Consider the following 18,103-nt stretch of genomic DNA (forward strand, 5'->3'; position numbering starts at 1 on the left):
ATGGGCACCGTGGCCGCCATCGGGGCATGGACCAGCGTGTGCGGGCTGGCCCTGGCAGGAGTCGACGTCCTCGTCGCGGAGGATGCGGAGGCCGTCCGACAGGCTTGGCGGGGGCTTCCCAGCACGGCCGGCCTCGTGATTCTGACGGCGGAGGCCGCCGAAGCGCTGGGGGCCGAGACCATCGGCCCTGCCCCGTCACGGCCACTGACGGTGGTGATGCCCTGATGACCGTGCCGGTGGACGCGTTGGACCCCGTGCGCGCACAGTTGCTGCGCGCCGCACGAGCCTCGGCCGACGCCGTCCGGGATCGTGCGCGGGCCGAAGCGGACGAGACCCTGCGCACCGCCCGCGCGACGGCTGAGCAGGTGCTGGCACGGGCGCGGGAACTCGGCGAGGGCGACGGCGCCGCCGCAGCGGAGCGGGAACGGGTCCGAGCGGTGCGGGAGGCCTGGGCGGTGGAACTCGCGTCGCGAGCCGAGGTCTACGCGGAACTGAGGGCCTCGGTCCGTGCCGGCGTGCGTCGGGCGCTGGCGGAGGACGCCGTACCTCAGGCCCGGCTCGCCGAGACGGCACGAGCCGTAGTGGGCCCGCACGCACAGGTCTCGGCTGCCGTGGGGGGCGGGGTGACCGCCGAAGTGCCCGGCCGCCGGGTCGATCTTTCGGCGGACGCCCTCGCCGACCGCGCCCTGGACCGGCTGGGTGCGCGAGCCGAGTCGCTGTGGGCGCCGCCGTGACCACACGCCGCGGCCACGGGGCAGACGCACGGCCCCCGGGCACGGGACCGGCGCCCTCGCGGAGAGACGACGCATCGCACGCACGAGTCCTTCGGGTCGCCGGCCCGCTTGTGGAGATCGTCTGCCCCGCCCCGGTCGCCATGCACGAGCTGGTCACGCTCGGCTCCGCCGAAGTGCCGGGCGAAGTGGTCGCCATTCAGGGCGACACAGCTACCGTCCAGGCGTACGAGTACACCGGCGGACTGGCCCCCGGACATCCCGTGCAGCCCCAGAGACGACCGCTGTCGGTACGGCTGGCCCCGGATCTGCTCGGCGGCGTGTTCGACGGTCTGCTGCGCCCCCTGGCCGGCGCCGGTGACTTCCTGATGAGCGGGCCGAACACCGCGCCGGACGGGCGCACGTGGCCGTTCACTCCCCGAGTGGCCGAGGGGGCACAGGTCTCGGCCGGGGACATACTCGGGGAGATCGGCGCGAGTGTGCCTCTGCGTCTCCTGGTACCTCCCGACCTCTCGGGCACGGTGAACAGGATCACGGCAGCGGGCGATCACCGCCCGGAGACCGTACTCGCCGTGGTGGACGGACACGAGGTGGGGATGGTGCGGTTCTGGCCGGTGCGCAGGCCGCGGCCGGTGGCGGCACGGTTGGCCGCGGAGCTGCCGTTGCACACGGGGCAGCGCGCCGTCGACCTCCTCTTCCCGGTGGCCCACGGCAGTACGGTCGCCGTGCCGGGCGGCTTCGGCACCGGGAAGACCATGCTGTTGCAGCAGATCGCCAAGTGGTGCGACGCCGACGTGATCGTCTACGTCGGCTGCGGCGAGCGCGGCAACGAAATGGCGGACGTCATAGCGGAGTTGGCGGAACTGACCGACCCCCGCACAGGAGGACGGCTGGCCGATCGCACGGTGACCATCGCGAACACCTCGAACATGCCGATGATGGCCCGCGAAGCGAGCGTGCACACGGGCGCAACGGTCGCCGAGTACTTCCGCGACATGGGCCTGGACGTCGTCCTGATCGCCGATTCGACCTCCCGCTGGGCGGAGGCACTGCGCGAGTTCGCCTCCAGGACGGGCGAACTCCCTGCCGAGGAGGGCTATCCGGCGGGGCTCGCCTCCCAACTGGCCGCGTTCTACGAGCGGGCCGCCGCTGTGCGCACCCTGGGCGGTGCGACCGGCTCCGTCACCGTGATCGGTGCCGTGTCCCCGCCGGGTGGCGACCGCACCGAGCCGGTCACCGCGCACACCGAACGCTTCGTACGGTGCCTGTGGAGCCTGGACCGCGACCTCGCCTACGCACGGCACTACCCCGCCGTCTCCTGGGCGGACTCCTTCTCCCGGGATGCAGCCACGCTCACCGCCTCGCAGGCCCGGGCCGGGGATCCCGAATGGGCCGAGCGGCGCGGGCGGGTGGCGCACCTGTTGGCGGAGGCGGACCGGCTGGCCGGCCTGGTGGAACTGGTGGGCATCACGGCGCTGCCGCCCCGGGAACGGATCAGCGTGGTCGCGGGGCGGCTGCTGCGCGAGGCCGTGATCCAGCAGAACGCACTGTCACCTGCCGACGCCTACAGCACCCCCGAGAAGACCGCCGCGCTCGTGGAAGCCGCGCTGACGGTGATCGACCGCTGTGTGGAACTGGTGGGCTCCGGTGTCCCGGCGGACGCGGTCGAGGCGGTGGACCTCACCCCGCTCCAGCGTGCCCGCGAGGTCGCGGGCCCCGCCGAGACGGCACCGGTGGCGGCCGCACGGGACACCGTACTGGACAGGCTCAAGGGGGTGACATGAGCGGCACGGACAACGCGGTCGGCGTCGAGTACACGGGTGTGCGGGAACTGCGCGGGCCGCTCGTGGTCGTCGAAGGCGTGCGGGGGGTGGGCTGGGACGAGTTCGCGGCGATCGTGCTCGACTCCGGTGAACGACGGCACGGGCTGGTCCTCGAAGTGGACCGGGACCTCGCCGTGGTGCAGGTGCTGGAGGACACGGCCGGCATGGACCGGACCGGCACGCGGATCGCCTTCGCCGGGACGCCGCTGCGCGTACCGGTGGGCACCGGGTGGCTGGGACGGGTGTGCAACGGGCGCGGCGAACCGGCCGACGGCGGGCCGCCGGTGCTGGGCGACGTCTACGCGCCGGTCGGCGGCGCGCCGATCAACCCGGTGCGCCGGGAACCGCCGAACGAGCCGGTGCTGACCGGAGTCGGTGTCGTGGACGTGCTCACCACGTTGGTACGGGGCCAGAAACTGCCGGTGTTCTCGGCGGCCGGCCTGCCGCATCTGGAGCTGGCGGTGCAGATCGCGGCCCAGGCGACGTGCGGCGGTGAGCCGTTCGCCGTCGTGTTCGCCGGCATGGGACTCACGCACGCCGACGCGGCGTTCGTGCAGGACGGGCTGGCCGCCCGCTCCGCCGCACGAGAACTGGCCCTCCTCGTCAACACGGCCGACGACCCGGTGATCGAGCGGTTGCTCACCCCACGGCTCGCGCTGACCATCGCGGAGCAACTCGCCTTCGCGGAGGGCCGCCACGTCCTGGTCGTGATGACCGACATGACGGCCTACGCGGAGGCGCTGCGCGAAGTGTCCGCAGCGCGCGGCGAGATACCGGCGCGCCGGGCGTACCCCGGCTACCTGTACAGCGACCTCGCGTCCCTCTACGAACGCTGCGGCAGGATCAGGGGCCGCCCCGGATCGGTGACCGTCCTGCCCGTACTCACCATGCCCGCGGGCGACATCACGCACCCCGTGCCGGACCTCACGGGCTACATCACAGAGGGGCAGATCGTGCTCTCCGCCGAGGTCCACGCCTCCGGCACGTATCCCCCCGTCGACCCGCTGGCCTCTCTGTCCCGGCTGATGCGCAACGGAACGGGGCCGGAGCGCACCCGTGCGGATCACCCTTCCGTCGCCGCGCAGTTGATCGCCGCCCTGGCCCGCTCCCGGCAGGTGCGGGAGCTCGCCGACCTGATCGGACAGCCCGCGCTCAGTCCGACCGACCTGCGCTTTCTGGACCTGGAGGACGGGTTCCGGCACCGGTTCCTCGCCCAGGGCCCGGACGAGAACCGGTCGCTGGACGAGTCCCTGGACCTGGCGTGGGAGGTGCTGTCGACCCTTCCCGCCGGCCAGCTCGGCATGATCCCCGCCGAGCTGATCGACGCCCATGTGCCGCCGCGCCACAAGGAGGCGACGTGAGCGAGCGGGGACGCCGGGCACCGGCGGGACGCGCCGGCCGACTGCGGCTTCGCCGCAGCCTCGCCACCGCGCTGCGCGGAGCGGATCTGCTGGAACGCAAGCTCCGGCTGCTCCTGGACCGGGAACGCGTGGAGCGTCGGGCGGCGCAGGAAGCCGGCCGCGCATGGCGGGAACGGCTGGCCGAGGCCGATGTGTGGCTGGTGCGTGGGGTGCTGCTCGGCGGTGAGCGAGCGCTGGCCGAGGCGGTTCCCGAAGACCGGGCCTCCGTCGAGGTCCGCTGGGACGCACTGATGGGTGTGCGCCATCCCGCGGCCATGGCCTGGTCCGCCCCCGTTCGCTCCGCCGCGGAGCCGACACCTGCCAACACGGCGCTGGCGCACGCCGAGGACGCCTACCGTGCTGCGGTCGGCGCCGCCGCGGAGCACGCCGCGCACGAGGCGGCCGCCGAGTTGCTCGCCGCCGAAGCGGCACGGACCCGGCAGCGGGTCCGCGCCCTGCGCCGCCACTGGATCCCCCGGCTGGAGAGCGAGCTGTCGTCGGTGGAACTCGCCTTGGAAGAAGCCGAACACGAGGAAGCGGTGCGACGGCGCTGGGCCGCCACACACGGAGGCGGGTGACGGCCGCCGAGCGCACGCCGACGGCGGGCCCGTGACCGGGCCCGCCGTGCCCAGCCGGCTCCGGTCAGCCGCTGTGCTTGATCTCGACGTGCTTGGCCGACGGCTTCTCGGCGCCCATGCCCACGCTGACCGTGAGCATGCCGTCGGCGTAGTCGGCCGTGACGTCGTCCTCGTCGGCACCGGGCGGCAGCGTCACGCTGCGGCTCATCACGCCGTACCGGATCTCGCTGTGGTTCTTCGCCACGTCCTTCTCGGTGCGTTCGGCCTGGACCGTGAGCACCCCGTCGCTGATGAAGACGTCGATGTTCTCGGGCGACATGCCCGGAAGCTCCGCCCGCATCACGTAACGGTCGCCCTCCGTGTAGTCCTCGACGCGAACCGTGTACAGCTCGCCCATGGTGGGCATCGCGAACCGGGCAGGGAGGTTCTCGAACCAGTCCGGGATGTCCGGGAACGGGAACCTCTGCGCGCGTTTCAGTGTGGCCATCGCGGTACCTCCTCGGTGTGGTCGCCGTGCCGACACCTCCAGTCCAGCGCGCCCGCGTCCCGGTTGCTGAGGCCGAACGGCCCATGCCTGGGTCCCTCCAGTCCCTTTCGCCCGGTCCGCCCGTGGTGAGACTGGTGACCGAGGGACGACCACGCGCGGCGACGATCGTCATGTCCGACGCCACGACCACCGATCTCCGCCAAGTGACCATCCCCACGCGCTGGGCCCGGTCGTGGGCATCGCCCTGCCGGGCAGGCGCTGGAGCGGGTGCTGCTCCGGGCCACCACGGTCGGGCTGGTCGCCGCGACGATCTCCCAGCCACTGGACTGGGCGAACGTGCGGTGGGCGGCACGACCGGTCGACGGCGTGCTGGACCTCGTCCGAGACCGTCCGTCGGGTCGCTGGCGTAGCCGGGCGGTCCGGGCCCGGCCACGAGGAGGAGTCGCATGAAGGTCTCCGAGGTGATGACCACCCCGCCGGTGTGCGTCACGCCGCACGTCTCCCTGCTGGAAGTGACCGGGCGGATGGCCGACCGCGCCGTCGGCTCCGTCCTCGTCGTGGAGGACGACTCATTGCGCGGCATCGTCACCGACCGCGACCTCGCCCTGCGCGGCATGGGTGGCGGCCTGGCCCCGGAAACACACGTGGACGCGGTGATGTCGACCGAGGTCATCACAGTCAATGCCGACGACGACCTCCAGGTGGCCTACCGGGCGTTCCGCAGCACCGGGGTGCGCCGCCTCCCGGTTCTCGACGGGCGCCGGGTGGTCGGCGTGCTGACGATCGACGACCTCTTCCTGGACGTCTTCCGGCGGCTGGGTGACCTCCTGGGAGCGGTCGCCTGGAGCGTGCTGCAAGAGCCACCCGGGCCGTCATCGGCGTCCGGAGGTCCGCATGTGCCCTGATCCGGCCCGCCGGACCACGGCAGCGCTGCGCGAGAGCCGCCCACCGACACACGCCGCGGTCCCGGCAGCCAGGTCGCTGCGGGACCCGTCGGGTGCCTCCGAGACCGTCCCCTCGCTGCCCATACCAGAAGTCTTCACCGCTCTGGACAGTTCCCGCGTGGTCTCACCCCGGCCGAAGCCGCCGCACGGCAAGCCCGATACGGCCCCGACGAACTGCCCGACGCAAGCCGCGGGCACGTATGGCGGCGGCTGGTCACCCACTCAGCGCCGGCATCCGTTTCGCCCAGAAGTACTCGCCGAGCGTACGGCCGAGTCCCTGCAGGCGACGGGGCCGCACACCTACCGGGTGCTCCTCGGTGATCTCGTGCTCCTGGAGGCCGGAGACGCGGTATCTGCCGACTGGTCGAGGCACATCCGGCGGTCGCGGAGGCCCGTACGCCATGGGACGGGATGGCCGGGCAGGGCCTGCGCGTGCTGGCGGTCGCCCGGCGGCGGGTCGCCGGTCCGCACCCGCCGCTCGGTGATGACGCGTCGGGACTGACCCGCCTGGGACTCGCCGGGATGTACGACCCGCCCCGGCCGGAGGTGCGGGACGCAGTGGACGCGTGCCGACGGGCCGGGATCCGTATCGTCATGGTCACCGGGGATCACCCGCTGACCGCCGAGGCCGTCGCCCACCGCGTCGGCATCGTGCGGGAAGCGGTCCCGTCCGTCGTGACCGGCGCGCCGCTGGACGTGTTGGACGACGCCGGTCCGAACGCACTGCTGCCAGGCTCCGCCGAGCTGCTGTGCCGGTCAGTCCCGAGCACAAGATGCGGGTGGTCACGGCGCTGCAGCGGCGTGGCGAGGTCGTCGCCGTCACCGGGGACGGTGCCGTCATGGTGCTGCTCGACGACTCCTTCGCCTCCATCACTACTGCGGTGGGACTCGGTACTGCGGTGGGACTCGGTCGCTCGGTCTACCGGAACATCCGCAAGTTCCTGATACACCTCTTCAGCCACAACATCGCCGAACTGGCGCCGATCCTCGCGGCGGCCTTCGCCGGGTTGCCGCTGGTGCCGATCACGGCCGTACAGGTCCTCGCCATCGACCTGGGCTCGGACGTGCTGCCCGCGCTGGCGCTCGGGGGCCGCATCCTCTTATCCAGGCTCTCGGCATGTGCGCCCGGGAGGCGATCACCATGCTTCAGGCCGGGATCGTCGTCAGCCCCCGCTGATCTCCCTGATCGAGGAGGCCCCTGGTGCCACGGACACGGTGGCGCTCCCGCGGCTGAGCAAGGCGGGTGTCGAGGTCATCGAGACCGCGATCACCGAGGGCTCCCGGGCGGCGGGCCGCACGCCGGGCGAGATCACGCTGCCGGTCGGCACCGTCGTGCGCGCCGGACGTCCCGCGGTGCCGAGTCCCGACGTGAGGCTCGTGCCGGGCGACGAACTCCTGCCCGTCTCGCACGAGGCCACCGAGCAGGAGATCCACGCTGCCTTCCAGTGATTCCGCCGGGCTCGCTCGGGCCTCGGGGGAAGGCTCAGGACGGCTCGGCGCGCACGATCACCACCGGACAGTTCGCATGCTGCGACACATGCTGGCTGACCGAACCGAGCAGGGCCCGCGCGAACCCGCCTCTGCCCCGGCTGCCGACCACCAGGACCTCGGCGCCCTCGGAGGCCCGCAACAGGACGTCGGCGGCGTTGCCGTGCACCACATGCGTCCGTACGGTGTCCGCCGCGTGCTCACCGAGCACGTCGGCCAGTTCCTGCCTCATCTTCTGCCTGGTCTCGTCTTCGTCGACGTCCATGTCCACGGCGGGCGCCGACCAGCCGTACAGGCCCGGCAGCTCCCACACGGCGACCGCGTCCACCGCGCCGCCGAGGAGGCCCGCGTAGCGCACGGCCCAGCGCAGCGCCGCGTACGAGGACGGCGATCCGTCGACACCGACCACGACCTTCGGTCCGGAGACGTCCTTGTCCATCTGTTTCACCTCTCCCACGGCTCTCACGCCGCTCGGGCGGTTCGCGCCTTCGTCTCCACGCTGCGCGAGGCGCGGCAGTAGCACCAGACTCACGCCTCTGGGCGCACGACGCACGGAGCCGCGCTCAGCTTCGACGACGCGTCGTCCAGTCGGGCTCGACGCGTTCCCATTCGCGGGTCCACAGGGCCGCGCGGCGGCGTGCGAAGCACCGTCCGACGGCCCACCGCGTACCGCACGCGCCGGCGGCGACCGCGAGCGCGGTCCCACAGCCCACCGCCACGCCGGCGGTCGCCGCGAGATCCCGCCCCTCCGGCGGAGCGGCGATGACGCCGCGAGCGTCCAGCCACACGGCCGCGGTGGCTCCCCGGTGGCTCCAGGGCCGCACCGGCGCCACTCCCGTGTGTGCGCCGTTGTGGTCGCTCCATCGCACGAGCGCGTGGAAGCCCGACTGCGCGCCGGGACGGTCGCTGTCCGACCGCGCGTCCGTCAGCAGGCGCGCGGTGACGGGATGCAGCCGGGCCAGCTGTGTCCGTCGTACATGCATGTGGTGGCTGTAAGTCGCCTGTCCGGCGCCCCACACCGCGGGCGGCAGGGCCAGCAGGGCGAGCGCCGTCAGGAAGACGCGAAGCCCGCGTTCCAGTCTGTCCACCGGCCGTTCAAGGGGGTTCCGGCCACCGTCACGCCCATGCGGAGCTCCCTGGCCGGGCGACCCGAAGGAGGGCTGGTGGCCGGGGAGTTCCGGTGTCGACATAGCACGGCCCTCCGCTCTTGATTCGTCGGTTCCGTACGTCTTTCACCGTCCCGCGCCGCAGATCAGCCCGGTAGGGCCCCACGGTCCTCGTGAGTGGCGTTCGGCCCCAGGAGACGGGTGGTCCGGGGCACCGTCCGGCGGGTGTGTCGGCGGCTGCCTCGACCCGTGCCTCTCGTTCTCAGCCGCACAGACTCCGCACGCGGATCGCTACGACGCGCCGCTGGCAGCCGACCACCGCAGTTGCCCCCCGGCCTCCGCACCGCGCTGCGCTGCGCCACCATACGGGCGTAGTTCTGGCCGCCGTGGCAGATCGTCCCTTCGGTGTCGGCCCCTGGAAAAGCCGCTCCGGTGGGCTCGGTGGCCGGCCGTGCACAGCGGGTACCGACGCGACGGCCCGGCTCGCCCGCCGCCACTCCGGCGAGCCGTCGCCCGTCGGGAACGCGCCCCCGTCCTCGTCTCAGCCGCGCGATGGCCCCGGACCTGAGCCGTCCGGCCAGGCGCGAAGGCCGTTCGACCCAGTGTGGCCGGCGCGGCCGGGACGGAGGCTCGAAGAAGACCCGAGGGAAGGAGGGTCCGGCATGCCGTGGGAGACCATCCAGAAGGACACCCCTCCTCCGATCGCCCCCAATCTGGGCGACTACGACAAGGAGTGCGCGGGCTTCTCGTGGTCCGACGCACGGGCCGGACTGCAGGGACTGCCGGGCGAGCGCGGACTGAACATCGCGCACGAGGCCGTGGACCGGCACGCGGCATCGGCCCGCGCGACGGCGGTCGCGCTGCGGTGTGTCGGGCGGAGCGGCTCGGTCACGTCGGTGACGTACGAGGAGCTGGCCCGTTCCACGGCACGGTTCGCCAACGTGCTCCGTGGCCTCGGGATCGGTCATGGCGACCGGGTGGTGACGCTGCTGGGCCGGTGTCCGGAGCTGTACACCGTGGTCCTGGGCACTCTGAAGAACACCAGCGTCCTGTGCCCGCTGTTCTCCGCCTTCGGACCTGATCCGGTCTTCCAGCGTGTCACTTTGAGCGACGCGCAGGTCATGGTCACCACGGCTGATCTGTACCTCAAGAAGGTCGCCGGGCGACGAGGCGCACTCGCCGGTCTGCGCCACGTGCTGATCGTCGGCGAGGGCGCGGACGAGCTGCCCGGCACCGTGTCGTTCACCGCGCTGATGGCCGACGCGGCCGACACCTTCGCCATTGCGCCGACCTCGCCGCACGACATGGCCCTGCTGCACTTCACGAGCGGCACGACAGGCATCCCCAAGGGCGCGGTGCACGTGCACGAGGCCGCCGTGGCGCTCTACACGTCCGCGCTGTACGCCCTCGACCTCCACCAGGACGACGTGTTCTGGTGCACCGCCGATCCGGGCTGGGTCACCGGCATGTCCTACGGGATCGTCGCGCCGCTCATGCACGGCGTGACGGTCGTGGTGGACGAGGGTGACTACGACGCCCGGCGCTGGTACCGGATCCTCGCCGAACAGCGGGTGAGCGTCTGGTACACGGCGCCGACGGCTCTGCGCATGCTGATGCGGACGACACCGCGGACCGGGCCGTACGACCTGCCCCGCTCCTTCGACCTGAGCGCACTGCGGTTCATCGCGTCGGTCGGTGAGCCGCTCAATCCGGAGGCCGTGGTGTGGGGCCGGGACGTGCTCGGGCTTCCCGTGCACGACAACTGGTGGCAGACCGAGACCGGCACCATCATGATCGCCAACTTCGCCGCCTGCGAGATCCGCCCCGGCTCGATGGGCCGGCCGCTGCCCGGTGTCGAAGCGGCGGTGCTGCGGCGCGGGGAGGACGGCCGGGCCCAGGTCGCCGGCGGTCGGGTCACCGTGCTGGAGGAGCCCGGTGCGGAGGGTGAGCTGGCGCTCCGGCCCGGCTGGCCGTCCATGTTCCGCGGCTACCTCCACGACGAGCCACGTTCGGCAGCGGCCTTCGCGGACGGCTGGTACCTCACCGGCGACCTGGTGCGGCGCGACGCTGACGGCTGGTACTGGTTCGTCGGGCGCGCCGACGACGTCATCAAGTCGGCGGGACACCTCATCGGGCCGTTCGAGGTCGAGAGTGCCCTGATCGAGCATCCGGCGGTCGCCGAGTCCGGGGTCATCGGCCGGCCCGATCCGGTCGCCGGGAACATCGTCAAGGCGTTCGTCACGCTGCGGCCGGGCTTCGAGGCCACCCCCGAGACCAGGCGGGAACTGCTGGCTTTCGCACGGCGTCGGCTGGGGCCTGCCGTGGCACCCCGTGAGATCGACTTCGACCGGCATCTGCCGCACACCCGCAGCGGCAAGGTCATGCGTCGCCTGCTGCGGGCCCGTGAACTCGGTCTGCCCGAGGGCGACATCTCCACTCTGGAGGACTCCGCCCCAGAGGTCTCCTCGGCGCGGAGGACGGAGCAGTCCGCATGAGCACCACCCGCGCCCCGCGGACATCGCGGCCCGCCACCCGGCCGAACCGCCAAGCCGCGCACCGTCTGGCCCTGCTGGAGTCGATGCTGCGCGTCCGGCGGTTCGAGGAACGCTGCGTGGAGCTGTACAGCGCCGCCCGCATCCGGGGCTTCATGCACCTGTACATCGGCGAGGAGGCCGTCGCCGTCGGCGTCAACGAGGCCCTCACGGACGACGACGCGGTCGTGTCGACGTACCGCGAACACGGGCACGCGCTCGCCCGCGGTGTTCCCGCCGAGGCGATCATGGCGGAGATGTTCGGCAAGGTCACCGGGTGCAGCCGGGGCCGTGGCGGCTCCATGCACCTCTTCGATGCCGGCCGTCGCTTCTACGGCGGCAACGCGATCGTCGGCGGCGGGCTGCCGCTCGCGGCCGGCCTCGCGCTCGCCGACCGCATGGCCGACCGCAACCGCCCCACCTGCTGTTTCTTCGGCGACGGCGCCTTCGCCGAGGGTGAGTTCCACGAGACGGCCAACCTGGCCGCGCTCTGGGGACTGCCCCTGCTGCTCGTCTGCGAGAACAACCTGTACGCGATGGGTACGGCTCTGGCCCGGCACCAGGCTCAGACCGACCTCGCGCTGCGTGCCGCCGGGTACGGCATGGTCTCCTGGGCCGTCGACGGCATGGACGTACTCGCCGTCGAGGCCGCCGCCCGCCGGGCCGCCGAAGGGGTACGTGCCGGTGGCGGGCCGCACTTCCTGGAGATGCGCACGTACCGGTTCCGCGCCCATTCCATGTACGACTCCGACCGTTACCGCGACAAGGGAGAGATCGAGCACTGGAAGGAGCGGGACCCGGTCGAGGGGCTCGCCCTGCGGCTGCGGGAGGCCAGGGAGCTGACCGACAGAGCCCGCACGGCTTTGGAGGACCGCTTGGCCGCCGAGATCGACGCTGCCGTCGAAGCCGCAGAGCAGGCTGCGGAAGAGCCCGTCGGGGATCTGCTGAAGTACGTCACCAGCCCGGTGGAGGCGAGCCCGCCATGACCGCGACCCACACTCGTTCCGCCGGGCCGCCGGCCCCCTCCGAGCGGAAGACGACGTACCGGGAGGCGATGCGCGAGGCCCTTCGTGAGGCCCTGCGCACCGACGAGCGGGTGTTTCTGATGGGTGAGGATGTGGGCCGGTACGGCGGCTGCTTCGGCGTCAGCCTCGGTCTGCTGGAGGAGTTCGGGCCCGAACGGATCCGGGACGCCCCGCTGTCGGAATCCGCGTTCGTCGGCGCCGGCATCGGTGCGGCCCTGGCGGGCATGCGGCCGATCGTCGAGATCATGACGGTCAACTTCAGCCTGCTGGCCCTGGACCAGATCCTCAACAACGCGGCCACCCTCCTGCACATGTCGGGCGGCCAACTGCCCGTACCGATCGTGATCCGCATGACCACCGGAGCGGGACGCCAGCTCGCGGCTCAGCATTCGCACAGTCTGGAGGGCTGGTACGCGCACATCCCGGGCCTGCGGGTCCTGGCCCCGGCGACCCTCACCGACGCCCGTTACATGCTGGCGCCCGCGCTCGCCGACCCCGACCCCGTACTGATCTTCGAGCACGGCAGCCTGTACAACGCGTCCGGCGAGCTGCCGGCCGTCGCCGGGCCGGTCGACATCGACCACGCGGCCGTCCGCCGCCCCGGCACGGACGTCTCCCTGATCACCTACGGCGGCTCTCTCCCCAAGACGCTGGCCGCCGCCGACGACCTCGCGAGCGACGGCATCAGCGCCGAGGTCGTCGATCTGCGCACCCTTCGTCCCCTGGACGACACCACTATCGGCGGCTCGGTCGTGCGTACGCATCGCGCGGTCGTCGTGGACGAGGGCTGGCGCACCGGCAGTCTCGCCGCGGAGATCTCCGCGCGCCTCACCGAACGGCACTTCTACGACCTCGACGCCCCTGTCGAGCGGGTGTGCAGCGCCGAGGTGCCCATACCGTACGCACGCAGGCTGGAGGAGGCCGCGCTGCCCCAGGCCGCCGGAATCGTGGCTGCCGCACGCCGGGCAGTCGGCGAGCCCGTGCCGGCCGGAGCCGATGCGGCGGTCCCGCAGCCGGTCACCGGGAGGGCGGGCTGAGATGGCCGAGTTCACGATGCCCTCGCTGGGAGCGGACATGGACCAGGGTGTACTCCAGGAGTGGCTCGTGGGCCCAGGGGACCGTGTACACAAGGGCGATGTCGTGGCCGTCGTGGAGACCGACAAGGCGGCCATCGAGGTCGAGTGCTTCGAGTCGGGCACCGTGGGACGGCTGCTCGTGTCACCGGGGACCCGGGTACCCGTGGGCGCGCCGCTGGCGGTGATCGAGGGCCGGAGGACGAACGGCACGCCCACACGCACGAAGGCCGGTCAGAAACCGGCCGAGCGGCACGAACGCCCGAATCGTCGGGGGAAGGCGGTCGGAGGACCCGAGTCCGTCCCGGAGACGATACGCGCGGAAGCGAAGAGGACGCCGGACGGGCCGCGGGTACACGCGTCAGCCCGTCCCGGCGACTCCCCGATGAATGTCCCGGCCGCGACCGACGCGGCGCTCGGGGTCGGACCGCTCGTGCGGCACCTCGCGGTGCTGCGGGACGTCGACCTGACGGCGCTGCACGGCACCGGGCGAGGAGGACGGATCACGCGCGCCGATGTGGAGAACGCCCGGCCGGAACCGGCCCCCAGGGTGCGGGCCACTCCCTACGCCCGGCGGCTCGCCCTCGACCTGGGCATCGACCTGACGGCGGTACGCGGAACGGGGGACGGCGGAGCCGTGCGGGCGGCGGACGTGCGCGCGGCTGTTCCGGCGCGCTCCGGGCCGCATGGACTCGGGCATCCTGCTCCACGGCGACGGGACGTGGAAGCACGCTCCCGCGTGGCAGGAGCGAGCGACAGCCGGACGGATCAACGTACGGACGCCATGCGCCGTGCCGTCGCCGACCTGGTGAGCCGCTCTGTGCGGGAGATCCCGCACTACTACCTGTCCACCACCATCGACCTCATGGTGGCCGTGGACTGGCTGCGCCGGCTCAACCGTGGCCGTCCGCCCACGGACCGCCTTGTGCCGGCCGCTCTGCTGCTGAAGGCCGCCGCCATGGCGGCGAGGGAGGTACCGAGTCTCAACGGCTACTGGCAGAACGGCGGATTCGTCCCCGGCCCGGCGATCAACCTGGGCGTCGCCGTGTCGCTCCGACAGGGCGGACTGCTCGCGCCCGTGATCGCCCACACGGACGCCATGTCGCCCGACGCTCTCATGGCCCGTCTCAAGGACCTGGTGCAGCGGGCGCGCCGAGGACGGCTGCGCGGCAGCGAGCTGTCCGGCGCCACGCTGACCGTCACCAACCTGGGCGATCAGGGCGTGGAGACCGTGTTCGGCGTCATCCATCCGCCCCAGGTGGCCCTGGTCGGCTTCGGCACGGTCGTCGAACGGCCCTGGGCTGCCGACGGCATGCTCGGCGTGCGTCCCGTGGTGACCGCGACCCTGGCCGCCGACCACCGCGCCACGGACGGCGCCGTCGGCGCCCGTTACCTCACGGCGGTCGACCGGCTGCTGCAGAAACCGGAGGAGTTGTGAGTGGGATGAAGCCCTTGGACGATGCGGAAGCTCTGTCCGTGATCAAGGAGTCGATCACGGTGATCGTCCCCGATGCGGACTTCGCTCGGGTCGAGCCGGACGACAGGTTCCGTGACGTACTCGAACTCGATTCGCTCGATTTCCTCAGCCTGGTGGAGCAGTTGCACGAACGCACGGGGGTCCGGATCGACGAAGAGGACTACCCGGAGCTGACCACGCTGTCCGACGCCACGCGGTTCCTGGTCGGCAGATCGAAGGCGAGCGCCGACCCGGCGACGTGAGGGGGCGCGGAGGGAGCCGTATCGAAGAGGAGGACTGGCCATGTCACTGCCCCAGGTCGCCGGCACCGTGAAATCCGAGAGCATTTTCGACCGCCAGGCGGAGTGGGACGCACTCGTCGCCTCCGTCGTCTTCGACGCGCAGGGGATGACAGAGGCCGAATCGCCGAGCCGCCTCAGCGATGTGCACGCCCGGTTCACCGGAGCTCTCCCGCTGCGCACGTGGCACGGCTGGGATGATGCCGTCGACGCCCCGTGGGCGCTGGGTGGCACGCGAAGCGTGCCGGTCGTCCGCGACGACTCCCCCGAACTCGTACGGCGGAGCCCGTCGTTGCCCTCCGTCCTGCACCGCGCCTGTCGGCGAAGGCATGAAGCGGGTCTGCCCCACCGCGCACGCCTGCTGCTGAGCGGCAGTTGCCTGCCCATGACGCGGTGTCTGTTCAGCGCGTTCTCACCATCGCTCGGACTGGCCGGTCTCCATCTCCCGGTCCGCACTTTCGACTTCGGGCAGGCGGCACGGTTCCGGGGCGTCCGTGTCCCTGCCGTCGCCTCCGGCTGCGCACCCCGGGGCCAGGTCGCCGACTGCCTCGGCACCCCGCTGACGGACACCGCTCGCTCGTTGGCACTGCTGCGGGACGTGGGCCTGCCGCACGGCGAGCCTGACGCGTTCCGGCCCAGCCTGATCCGGCTGCGGGTCTGCGAGCCACTGCTCACCTTCGAGCACGCGGCAGTACGCCCGCACCGGGCCGAGTGGGACCAGCGGGCCACGGCGGACGTCTGGAAGACGATCCGCCACCTGCGACGGATCCGCCGCCACCTGCTCTCCTTGCTCGCCGACCGCGGTGAGGACGTGACGCACGCCGTGCTGTACGGAGTTCGGTAAGGGGGCGCGGGGCGCCTTGAGGCAGCCACGATCGCGGACCAATCGGCCCCTCACAGGTGACGAGCCGTCGCACGGTCAGGTTCCCGCGGCTCGGAGGACCGCCGTGACACGGGGTGCCGTAGCCGGGCCGGGGTGGCTCTGGTGGCTGTGCACCGGGCTCATCCTGGTGGCCGCGGGTTTGGTCGCGCTCTCCCGGCGTCACGAGCTGGTGGAGGCGTACCACCTGATCACCCGGGTACGCCTGCCGGGCGTGGTGGTCGCCGCGGTGTTCGAAGCGATGTCCGTCCTGTGCTTCGCCGCCGTGCCCCGCTGGCTGCTGCGGACGGGAGGCTCGCAGTGGAGCATGGGCAGGACGGCGTGCACCACGATGGCCGGCAATGCGGTGGCTGGCGCGCTGCCGGGTGGTGCGGCGTTCTCGGCCGCCTGGATGTTCCGGTACTTGTCCCGCCGAGGCGCCGGACAGGCGCTCGCGGCGGCCGTCATGGTGACCGCGGGCGCGTTGTCGGCCCTGAGCCTGTTCCTGTTGCTGGTGACGGGTGTGCTCGTGGCAGGTCCGAGCGGTCCCGACGCTTTCGTCCGGCCCGTGGTCGGTGCGCTGATGGTGGCTCTTGCGGGCGGGCTGGTGATCCTCGGTCTGTACCGCTTCACCGGATTCCGCCGTGTGCTGAGACGTGTTTGGGCCCGCACGGGTCGGCAGTCCAGGCGAGTGGTGAACGCCGAGGACGCCCTGATCCAGCTGGCGGAACAAGTCCGGGAGGTGCAGCCCCGGTTGCTTCCCTGGCTGCGGCCGTTCGCCTTCGCCGTTCTCAACTGGATGCTCGACGCAGCATGCCTGGCCACCGGAATGTGGGCGCTGGGCGTCGACGTACCCTGGCACGGACTGCTCTTCGTCTACGCACTGACACAGATCGCGAGCACCTTGCGCCTGACCCCTGGAAACCTGGTCATCGCCGAAGTGACTCTGTCGGCATTGCTCGTCGTGTACGGCATGCAGCCCGGACAGGCGATCGCCGTCACGTTCTTCTACCGCGTCGTCAGCTTCTGGGCCCTGCAGCCCATCGGCTGGGCCTGCTTGATCGGCCTCACGTTTGAATCTGCCCTTGAGAGCCGGAAGGGCAGGCCGCGGGCGCGGTGGCTTCGCTGAGGGTCTGCTGGGTTCGCTCGCCGCGCAGAACGACTTTCAGGGCTCCCGAGACGGTACCGCCCGCGAAGACCTCGTAGGCGTCTTCCATGCGGTCGAGCCCGAAGGTGTGGGTGACCAGCCCAGAGACGGGCAGGCGTCCGCACCCCATGAGTTCCAGCAGCCACGGAGTGGACGACGTGTCCACCTGACCCGTGCTGATCGTCACGTTCTTGCGCCACAGGGATTCGAGATGCAGCGTCGCCGGTCCGCTGTGCGCACCGATGTTGGCGATGTGCCCTCCCGCGCGGACGGCACGGGTGCAGAGCACGAAGCCCTCCGGATCGCCCGAGGCCTCGATGGCCACGTCGGCGCCCGGCCCCTCGGCCAGCTCGGCGATCATTGTCCCCGGGGATTCGGCGGCCTCGGCTCCCACACGGAGCGCGGTCTCCAGCCGGGCTCGGGCCAGATCCACGACGATGATGCGGCGGGGCGAGTACAGGCGCGCAACGATCGCCGTGGCAAGACCGACAGGTCCCGCACCCACCACGACGACGGTGTCTCCGGGGCACACGTGTCCGTTGCGCACTCCGACTTCGTAGGCGGTCGGGAGCAACTCGGCGAGCAGCACCGCGTCGTTGAGCGACAGAGCGGAGGGGCGTCGGGTGGTGGAGTGGTCCGCGAAGGGTACCCGCACGTATTCGGCCTGGGCCCCGTCGATCAGGCTCCCCAGAATCCATCCGCCGCCCCCTCGGCACTGTCCGAACCTCGCATCACGGCACTCCGGGCAGCGGTCGCACGAAGAGACGGACGACACGATCACCTGGTCCCCGGGGCGCAGACGCCGCACTTCGTCACCGACCTCGACGACCTCACCGACGGCCTCGTGGCCGAGGACGGCCCCCGGCTTCACCTCCGGCAGCTCTCCCCGCAGGATGCGCAGATCGCTGCCGCAGATGGTCGTGGCATCGACACGTACGACGGCGTCGGTAGCCTCCTCGATCCCGGGGTCCGGGACCGTGTCCCAGGAAATCTGTGCCGGTCCGTGATAGACGAGCGCTCGCACGGTACTCACTTCCTCGCCCCCCACCTTCACGGTCACCCCCGCACGGAGACCGGGCAAGCCGCCGAGTCGGCGTAGGTCGGTCTTTCGGACATGCCCTCGATGCGCGCGGGTGGGCTCGCTGCATGGCGGCGG

At 71.9% G+C, this 18,103-nt stretch carries 19 protein-coding genes and 1 pseudogene; 16 read left to right on the forward strand and 4 right to left on the reverse strand.

Going from position 1 to position 18,103, the window contains the following annotated elements; all coding sequences use genetic code 11:
• Genes AC4OXY_RS01135 through AC4OXY_RS01155 form a run of 5 tightly spaced genes read left to right on the forward strand, consistent with a single transcriptional unit; the run spans position 1 to position 4,532 of the window.
• Positions 1-225, forward strand: coding sequence for a hypothetical protein (locus AC4OXY_RS01135; RefSeq protein WP_362820989.1), 225 nt, complete (start codon positions 1-3; stop codon positions 223-225).
• On the forward strand, positions 225-734 hold the full coding sequence (locus tag AC4OXY_RS01140) for a hypothetical protein (RefSeq protein ID WP_491992886.1): 510 nt from the start codon (positions 225-227) through the stop codon (positions 732-734). The genes AC4OXY_RS01135 and AC4OXY_RS01140 overlap by 1 nt, the downstream gene beginning before the upstream one ends.
• The gene (locus AC4OXY_RS01145; protein ID WP_491992887.1) at positions 731-2,515 is read left to right on the forward strand and encodes a V-type ATP synthase subunit A; all 1,785 of its coding nucleotides are present in this window, start codon (positions 731-733) and stop codon (positions 2,513-2,515) included. Before AC4OXY_RS01140 ends, AC4OXY_RS01145 begins: the two co-directional genes overlap by 4 nt.
• A complete protein-coding gene (locus AC4OXY_RS01150) occupies positions 2,512-3,915 on the forward strand; it encodes a V-type ATP synthase subunit B (RefSeq protein WP_491992888.1) in 1,404 nt (467 codons plus the stop codon). Before AC4OXY_RS01145 ends, AC4OXY_RS01150 begins: the two co-directional genes overlap by 4 nt.
• Complete coding sequence (locus AC4OXY_RS01155) at positions 3,912-4,532, forward strand: V-type ATP synthase subunit D (RefSeq protein WP_491992889.1); 621 nt, start codon at positions 3,912-3,914, stop codon at positions 4,530-4,532. The genes AC4OXY_RS01150 and AC4OXY_RS01155 overlap by 4 nt, the downstream gene beginning before the upstream one ends.
• A gap of 64 nt (positions 4,533-4,596) precedes the next feature.
• Here the strand turns inward: AC4OXY_RS01155 and AC4OXY_RS01160 are convergent, their stop codons facing one another.
• Positions 4,597-5,019: an Hsp20/alpha crystallin family protein gene (locus AC4OXY_RS01160; protein ID WP_356037513.1), complete on the reverse strand. Its 423-nt coding sequence runs from the start codon at positions 5,017-5,019 to the stop codon at positions 4,597-4,599.
• A gap of 446 nt (positions 5,020-5,465) precedes the next feature.
• Here AC4OXY_RS01160 and AC4OXY_RS01165 point away from each other — a divergent pair, with 446 nt between their 5' ends.
• The 4 genes and pseudogenes from AC4OXY_RS01165 (at position 5,466) to AC4OXY_RS01180 (ending at position 7,412) form a co-directional block, all read left to right on the forward strand.
• Positions 5,466-5,924, forward strand: a complete 459-nt coding sequence (locus AC4OXY_RS01165) for a CBS domain-containing protein (protein WP_356037508.1) — start codon at positions 5,466-5,468, stop codon at positions 5,922-5,924.
• A 159-nt stretch (positions 5,925-6,083) separates the two neighbouring features.
• Positions 6,084-6,284: pseudogene (locus tag AC4OXY_RS01170) on the forward strand (cation-transporting P-type ATPase); the annotation flags it as partial.
• 90 nt (positions 6,285-6,374) lie between these two features.
• Positions 6,375-6,908 carry an HAD family hydrolase gene (locus AC4OXY_RS01175; protein ID WP_491992890.1) on the forward strand — a complete coding sequence of 178 codons (534 nt, stop codon included), beginning with the start codon at positions 6,375-6,377 and terminating at the stop codon, positions 6,906-6,908.
• Between the two features lie 270 nt (positions 6,909-7,178).
• Positions 7,179-7,412 carry a hypothetical protein gene (locus tag AC4OXY_RS01180; protein WP_491992891.1) on the forward strand — a complete coding sequence of 78 codons (234 nt, stop codon included), beginning with the start codon at positions 7,179-7,181 and terminating at the stop codon, positions 7,410-7,412.
• 34 nt (positions 7,413-7,446) lie between these two features.
• Here AC4OXY_RS01180 and AC4OXY_RS01185 read toward each other — a convergent pair whose 3' ends face one another.
• Both AC4OXY_RS01185 and AC4OXY_RS01190 read right to left on the reverse strand, forming a co-directional pair.
• Entirely contained in the window at positions 7,447-7,890 is a 444-nt protein-coding gene (locus tag AC4OXY_RS01185) for a universal stress protein (protein ID WP_491992892.1), read from the reverse strand.
• A 124-nt stretch (positions 7,891-8,014) separates the two neighbouring features.
• Entirely contained in the window at positions 8,015-8,641 is a 627-nt protein-coding gene (locus AC4OXY_RS01190; RefSeq protein ID WP_491992893.1) for an Rv1733c family protein, read from the reverse strand.
• Positions 8,642-9,219: 578 nt separating this feature from the next.
• Here AC4OXY_RS01190 and acsA point away from each other — a divergent pair.
• The 7 genes from acsA to AC4OXY_RS01225 all read left to right on the forward strand — a co-directional run bounded on the left by acsA (position 9,220) and on the right by AC4OXY_RS01225 (position 16,929).
• Positions 9,220-11,052 (forward strand): acetate--CoA ligase, encoded by a 1,833-nt coding sequence (acsA, locus tag AC4OXY_RS01195; protein ID WP_491992894.1) that lies wholly within the window; start codon positions 9,220-9,222, stop codon positions 11,050-11,052.
• Positions 11,049-12,074: a pyruvate dehydrogenase (acetyl-transferring) E1 component subunit alpha gene (pdhA, locus tag AC4OXY_RS01200; protein WP_356037497.1), complete on the forward strand. Its 1,026-nt coding sequence runs from the start codon at positions 11,049-11,051 to the stop codon at positions 12,072-12,074. Before acsA ends, pdhA begins: the two co-directional genes overlap by 4 nt.
• Positions 12,071-13,150 carry an alpha-ketoacid dehydrogenase subunit beta gene (locus AC4OXY_RS01205; protein ID WP_491992895.1) on the forward strand — a complete coding sequence of 360 codons (1,080 nt, stop codon included), beginning with the start codon at positions 12,071-12,073 and terminating at the stop codon, positions 13,148-13,150. The genes pdhA and AC4OXY_RS01205 overlap by 4 nt, the downstream gene beginning before the upstream one ends.
• Position 13,151: 1 nt before the next feature.
• Complete coding sequence (locus AC4OXY_RS01210) at positions 13,152-14,624, forward strand: dihydrolipoamide acetyltransferase family protein (RefSeq protein WP_491992896.1); 1,473 nt, start codon at positions 13,152-13,154, stop codon at positions 14,622-14,624.
• A 5-nt stretch (positions 14,625-14,629) separates the two neighbouring features.
• Complete coding sequence (locus tag AC4OXY_RS01215) at positions 14,630-14,905, forward strand: acyl carrier protein (protein WP_356037489.1); 276 nt, start codon at positions 14,630-14,632, stop codon at positions 14,903-14,905.
• Between the two features lie 40 nt (positions 14,906-14,945).
• Positions 14,946-15,785, forward strand: a complete 840-nt coding sequence (locus tag AC4OXY_RS01220) for a hypothetical protein (protein ID WP_491992897.1) — start codon at positions 14,946-14,948, stop codon at positions 15,783-15,785.
• A 103-nt stretch (positions 15,786-15,888) separates the two neighbouring features.
• Positions 15,889-16,929 carry a lysylphosphatidylglycerol synthase transmembrane domain-containing protein gene (locus AC4OXY_RS01225; protein ID WP_491992898.1) on the forward strand — a complete coding sequence of 347 codons (1,041 nt, stop codon included), beginning with the start codon at positions 15,889-15,891 and terminating at the stop codon, positions 16,927-16,929.
• Here AC4OXY_RS01225 and AC4OXY_RS01230 read toward each other — a convergent pair.
• Positions 16,868-17,971, reverse strand: coding sequence for an alcohol dehydrogenase catalytic domain-containing protein (locus AC4OXY_RS01230; RefSeq protein WP_402067707.1), 1,104 nt, complete (start codon positions 17,969-17,971; stop codon positions 16,868-16,870). The two genes, AC4OXY_RS01225 and AC4OXY_RS01230, sit on opposite strands and share 62 nt — an antisense overlap.
• Between the last annotated feature and the right edge of the window lie 132 nt (positions 17,972-18,103).

It is taken from the genome of Streptomyces sp. HUAS MG56 (assembly GCF_058673395.1).